Genomic DNA, 5139 nt, shown 5'->3' on the forward strand with positions numbered 1-5139 from the left:
GCGTTAATTGGTAGAGATATGGAACCAGTTATCCAGGAAGAAATAACGGGTTGTGGTATTGCTGCAAGCGCTGCTCTAGCAGGCATTGGCTATGCGGAGGCCAAGAGTAAGGCAAACGCTCTGGGTATTTACGCCGCAGACACGTCGCTCTGGTCGGAGACTGTGCACGTCCGGAAGCTTTTGCGGGCATTCGGTATCTCGGTGTCGCCCAAAGAAACACCGTTCGAGTCTTGGGAGTGCCTTCCAGACAAGGCCCTTATGGCGATTAAATGGCGTATGGAACAGGGCAAACCATTCTGGCATTGGGTTGTGTTTGTCAGAGAGGGCGGCGAGGCAAAGGTGCTGGACTCCAAAAAGGCACTGAAATCGAACGTCCGCCGGGATTTCGGGCGCATGAAGCCCAAGTGGTACATTGAGGTATCCAATTAACAAGGCGCAGCAGTGCGCGGCCTATGGCCGCCGGACGCCCTTTCCGTGGCCCCTTCGTCGCCACTCCAAGGTCGCCGCTGTGCTTCGGCGTTATGCAGGTAAAGAAATTGAGTCTATCTATCTCCTATATCGTTGAAGATGCTGGGTGGGCCCAAATCACCATTTCTGGTGGTGAGGGGGAGATAGTAAATGACGTTTCTTATTTGCATGACAGCCTTCGGGATCTGGCAGAACTTGCAATAGAAATGAGATCTGGGGCTAAGACTGCGAAAGCAATCTTTATGGATGAGCCTGGAGAACTACAGTTGGTAGTGAGTAAAAATCAAAACCAAATAGCCTTTGAGGCTCGCTGGTTCAAAGATTGGCAGAGTTGGGGGCTCACCTCCTCATCAGATTACGATGTTTTGCTTAAGGGCGAGGCCACGGTGCAGCACCTTGTCGATCAGGTAACCGATGTTCTGACAAAAATCCATAAGAACATCGGCCCGAAAAAATACAAAGAAATGTGGGTTGAACACGAGTTTCCCTCGGAACAATACCGGGAGCTCATCAATGCATAACCAGTGGGTGAAGCTGACCGGTACTACGCTGCGCTCCGCACCGGTAGCTTCCCCAAGGCGTTATGGGTTTAGCTCGATTTAAACTATGGAAATACACCAAGAACAGAATTGCAGGCTCTGCGATGGTAAATTTACTGTCAAGGGCATTCTTGAGTTAGCGGACTTCTACTGGTCACACATAGATGTTTTAGTGTGTAAATCTCCGTGTTGTGGACAAGCCGAAGAGCTTCAGCTTGAAGATGGCCAGATAGAGCGAGGCTATGTTTATGCCGCAGGTGCGCCTCGTTTTGCGGGCATGGAGAGATACAAGGTTCCAGGATTATGCGTGGCTAAATCGTCTCAGGCGATAACTTACACAGCCGGTGGTTCGGAATTCACAGTAAACGCAAAACCATAACAAGTGCAGGCACGGCGACACCTACTACATTGCGCCTTCGGCTTCATTCCGCAGGTGCGCATGCTGCAAGCGTTAATTGGTAGAGATATGGAACCAGTTATCCAGGAAGAAATAACGGGTTGTGGTATTGCTGCAAGCGCTGCTCTAGCAGGCATTGGCTATGCGGAGGCCAAGAGTAAGGCAAACGCTCTGGGTATTTACGCCGCAGACACGTCGCTCTGGTCGGAGACTGTGCACGTCCGGAAGCTTTTGCGGGCATTCGGTATCTCGGTGTCGCCCAAAGAAACACCGTTCGAGTCTTGGGAGTGCCTTCCAGACAAGGCCCTTATGGCGATTAAATGGCGTATGGAACAGGGCAAACCATTCTGGCATTGGGTTGTGTTTGTCAGAGAGGGCGGCGAGGCAAAGGTGCTGGACTCCAAAAAGGCACTGAAATCGAACGTCCGCCGGGATTTCGGGCGCATGAAGCCCAAGTGGTACATTGAGGTATCCAATTAACAAGGCGCAGCAGTGCGCGGCCTATGGCCGCCGGACGCCCTTTCCGTGGCCCCTTCGTCGCCACTCCAAGGTCGCCGCTGTGCTTCGGCGTTAGCACCTCAATATGAATGAGCACGTACCATACGAAGAAAGGACTGGAAGGAAACCTGATTTCATAGTTGAGTATGAAATTAACTTGGCCCATGAGCTTAAGAGTGCGAAGCCTGGTCAGGGTATGAGGGTGGACTTTCTGTACGACGGAGACGATCCTCAAACCGAGGGCGTACATATGATCTGGCCGGAGATACTCGATGATCACGGCAAAGTCATTCGTGATACTACGCCGGGAAATATCCCTAAAAAGGGCTATGCAAACATGTGGGTGTTAATGGATGAGCGCCGTGAGTACCACCATAAGCGGCTTAAAGTTGGTACTAAAGGTATTTGGTGGCGCGGCGGTCGTCTGGCGTATGTGACTGTGGTTCAGGTCAATGCCCTGCAGTGCTAACAAGGCGCATCAATACGCGGCCGGTGGCCGCCGGACGCCCTTTACATTGCGGCTTCGCCTCCATTCCAAGGGCGCCGTTGTGCGCTGGCGTTATGCGATTGTGAAATATTCTTGTGGTGATTAATTTTGATAGACGGAAGTAAAAATGCCTCGATTCGAGCCATCAAAGGAATGTTCATAATAGAATCATTGTCTGGCTATAGAATGATGTTCTCTGATCCAGATTCTTTTCACTGTTTTCTTCCCCTAGATGTAGATGCACGTCTATTGGGCGAGGAGATTAGGCGAGCGCTGGAATCGAGCAGAACCATGACAATTGAAGAAGCGCAGGAATATAGAATATCTGATGCCCGTTGGAGCCAATGGGTTTCCACTATGCTGGCCCACACAAAGATAAGTAACGAGCAGAAGCTTTTCCAAAAAATGGCTCTTTGTAATGTTCGGGAGCATGATGGATTAATCGTGTTTTCTCCGAATATAAAGCGTAGAGGTTCGGCCTGGGAGGGCCGCGGAGAAGCTCATAAGCTTAGTTTGACGTCCTCGTCAGATAGTCTAACCCTTGGGCAATTTGCTATAGAGGCGATAAAAAAATGCGTTCCTGCAGTACTCGCATAACAAGTTGCTGTACTCGGACCCAACTACGCGCCGCAAGCTTGTGGTTTGCTGCGCAAACTTTACCACAAGCTTGCTCTGCTCCGTTGGGCCGGTAAGCAAGGCGTTAGTGGCTGGGGCCTCGGTCCTTTTGGCTGCGGCGTGCCAGTGGCCTTGGTGCCGGGCCAGGTTGCCAAGCCCGCAAAATTGGTCAGCACCAAGGCCGTCAGAATCTGTGTCCGGTTTGGTTGCTTCGGCAACCGGTGGTGTTGGTAGTGGTTTCGGTATTCGCCGTGTGGGGCTGTCCGCCGAAAACTCGGTCTGGATCTGCTACTTTTGAGTTCAGGTTCATTCACCGCACCGTTGGCGGTGTTTCAAACATAGTGCATCGGTTCATGCCAGTGCCGAGTTGCAGAGTGGGCCGTCACGGTCAGTGCCAGGGAGCAGGCAGCGTCATTACCTGCCACTAACCAGTCGCTGTAGTACGCGGCCGATGGCCGCCGGACGCCCTTTTCATTGCGGCTTCGCCTCCATTACAAGGGCGCCGCTAAGCTCAGCGTTAGTGGCTGTGGCTTCGGTCCTTTTGGGTTGCGGCGTGCCAGTGGCCTTGGTGCTGGGCCTGGTTGCCAAGCCCGCGTAATCCGGTGAGCACCAAGGCCGTCAAAATCCGCGTCCGGTTTGGTTGCTCCAGCAATCTACAGTGGTGGCGGAAAATTCGGTGTTCACCCCGTGGGGCTGACCGCCGAAAACTCGGTCTGGATCTGCTACCTTTGAGTTCAGGTTCATTCACTGCATCGTTGGCGGTGTTTCAAACATAGTGCATCGGCTCATGCCGGTGCCGGGTTACGGAGTAGGCCGTCTAGGTCAGTGCCAGGGAACAGGCAGTGTCATTACCTGCCACTAACCAGTCGCTGTAGTACGCGGCCGATGGCCGCCGGACGCCCTTTTCATTGCGGCTTCGCCTCCATTACAAGGGCGCCGCTAAGCTTCGCGTTATGAGTAAGTAGGTCGAAGTGCTATGGATGACTGGAAAAAATCTGCAATATTGCAGAATAGTGTAAAAGTAGATATTGGCTTTATGGCGAATGAAAACTTTTACTATGGGCCAGAGAACGGATTTACGCCCCAACAATACGAAGAAATGCGAGTACCACTATATCAACCAAAGCTTAACAGGTCGGGAAGTTTTATTCTTTTTTCGGACATAGTTGGTAATGAAGAAGAGTTGCTGAAACATTACCTTGACGTATCAAAGAAATACATAGAGTACAAAAAGGACATATCAAAAAGCACGCACTTTTGGAATCGCCCAGTTATCTTTAACTCAGATTTTATAATTAGCTTTCCTTGGCATGACAAATTCAGAGAAGGTAAAAATGTTTTAGACAACCTAACCACTACTGAGGACGGAGGGGTTTACTGGGATGCTGATCAAGGCTGGGAGCTCGAAATCGAGGCAAAAGAGAACCTCATATATGCCCGTGAAAGGGACCCTGATTACGAAGAAGTTCATTGCCAAGTGAAATTTGACCGTGCTGAAATTCGAGAACAAGCTGCTGCGCTAATACCAAACGTATCAGCCTTAATCGAGAAGCTTTCTGGAGCTATTGGTCATGACTATTGGACTTAAAACTCATAACAAACCGCTGCACACCGACACATACTGCTACGCTCGTTTTTGTGTGTCGCTGCGCGCCATTTTACACAAAAACGCTCTCCACAGTATGTGCGGGTGAGCGGGGCGTTAAATGTACAGAAGGAGATCTCTCATGGGGCTGAAGGGAAGCTGTTTGTGTGGCGAGATAGGTTACGAAATAGACTCTGTGGATATGCCCATTGTGCATTGCCACTGTCAAACTTGTCGTAAAGCCCACGCTGCTCCGTTTGCCTCTACGGCTGGCGTAAAGCGCGAGAATTTCCGCTGGCTCAAGGGTACAAGTTCCATTTCAACGTTCGAGTCCTCGCCAGGGAAATTGCGTTATTTTTGCAAATGCTGTGGGTCACATTTGGTGGCAGAGAGGCCGGCGCAGCCACATGTAATCGTTCGGGTCGCTACTTTGGACGTTGATCCTGAATTGAGGTCAGAGGCTCATATTTGGGTTTCACATGACGCACCATGGCTTGAGTACGAGGGTGTGCGCAAGCACAGAGAATGGCGTGACGACATTTAACCAGTC

Annotated in this window: 6 protein-coding genes and 1 pseudogene; all 7 read left to right on the forward strand. The window is 51.0% G+C overall.

Translation table 11 applies throughout. From position 1 onward, the window contains the following. Positions 1 to 429: pseudogene (locus RKA07_RS17900) on the forward strand (hypothetical protein); the annotation flags it as partial. Positions 430 to 452: 23 nt separating this feature from the next. Continuing rightward, positions 453 to 989: a hypothetical protein gene (locus RKA07_RS17905; protein WP_310966993.1), complete on the forward strand. Its 537-nt coding sequence runs from the start codon at positions 453 to 455 to the stop codon at positions 987 to 989. 484 nt (positions 990 to 1473) lie between these two features. Beyond that, entirely contained in the window at positions 1474 to 1884 is a 411-nt protein-coding gene (locus RKA07_RS17910) for a hypothetical protein (RefSeq protein WP_310966994.1), read from the forward strand. A gap of 214 nt (positions 1885 to 2098) precedes the next feature. Beyond that, positions 2099 to 2371: a hypothetical protein gene (locus tag RKA07_RS17915; protein WP_310966995.1), complete on the forward strand. Its 273-nt coding sequence runs from the start codon at positions 2099 to 2101 to the stop codon at positions 2369 to 2371. Between the two features lie 126 nt (positions 2372 to 2497). Then, positions 2498 to 2986, forward strand: a complete 489-nt coding sequence (locus tag RKA07_RS17980; RefSeq protein WP_353962149.1) for a contact-dependent growth inhibition system immunity protein — start codon at positions 2498 to 2500, stop codon at positions 2984 to 2986. A 994-nt stretch (positions 2987 to 3980) separates the two neighbouring features. Then, positions 3981 to 4592: a hypothetical protein gene (locus RKA07_RS17920; protein ID WP_310966996.1), complete on the forward strand. Its 612-nt coding sequence runs from the start codon at positions 3981 to 3983 to the stop codon at positions 4590 to 4592. A gap of 139 nt (positions 4593 to 4731) precedes the next feature. Then, positions 4732 to 5133 carry a GFA family protein gene (locus RKA07_RS17925; RefSeq protein WP_435404626.1) on the forward strand — a complete coding sequence of 134 codons (402 nt, stop codon included), beginning with the start codon at positions 4732 to 4734 and terminating at the stop codon, positions 5131 to 5133. Positions 5134 to 5139: the final 6 nt, after the last annotated feature.

Origin of the sequence: Marinobacter xiaoshiensis (genome assembly GCF_031631795.1) — a bacterium.
Taxonomy (GTDB): Bacteria; Pseudomonadota; Gammaproteobacteria; order Pseudomonadales; family Oleiphilaceae; genus Marinobacter; species Marinobacter xiaoshiensis.